At 51.1% G+C, this 677-nt stretch carries 1 protein-coding gene; it reads right to left on the bottom strand.

All coding sequences use genetic code 11. The annotated features are described in order from the left end of the window. Positions 1 to 310, bottom strand: a 310-nt coding sequence (locus ABD481_RS46635; RefSeq protein ID WP_044612643.1) for a M17 family peptidase N-terminal domain-containing protein, incomplete at its 3' end; no start/stop codon positions are given. Positions 311 to 677: the final 367 nt, after the last annotated feature.

The raw sequence follows: 677 nt of genomic DNA, 5'->3' as shown, positions 1-677 counted from the left end.
CGGTATCATTCAGGGTATTGATGGTTTTCTGGATGACCTGCTTATACTGACGCTCATCCAGCTCGCGCTCTTTGCCGCAGCCAATCAGCAGAATGCGCTCAGACAGAATGTTTGGCACATGGTGCAGCAATAACGTCTGGCCAGGTTTGCCTTCCAGCTCGCCGCGACGCAGCAGGGCGCTGATGTAGCCGTCGCTGATTTTATCGAGTTGTTCGGCGATGGGGGAGAGGCGACGTGGTTCAAAGACGCCGACCACGATACAGGCGCTCCGCTGCTTCTCCGGGCTACCGCTTTTTACACTGAACTCCATGCACTATGCTCCTGAATCTTAAAGACAACAGTGGTGGCTACGGCTATACTCGTCGCCTTTCAAGTTGCAGATGCGCCGGCTGCGCCTGCTTACCCTGACGTGGCACATTGTGCGCGCCAGGGGCCACAGCCCTGCTGCCTTCTTACAACTCGAAATCCATTGAGTATATAATTGCAAGCTTTCGTAACTCATATCCGCTGTTGCGGTGACTTCGTGTTAATCTTAACGTTATTAAGGCCTGGGTTCGTCAGAAAAGATCCTGACATGCAGAACCGATGAGTCATTTAATCTTAGCGACGTTTTCGACGACCAAAGAGAATAAATGACGTTTAAGCCATGAAACAAGCAATTTTCCTGCACTAAAACG

The organism is Catenulispora yoronensis, assembly GCF_039531695.1.
Classification (GTDB): domain Bacteria; phylum Actinomycetota; class Actinomycetes; order Streptomycetales; family Catenulisporaceae; genus Catenulispora; species Catenulispora yoronensis.
Note: the sequence above shows the minus strand (reverse complement) of the source record. Positions and strands in the feature narration are given on the sequence as shown.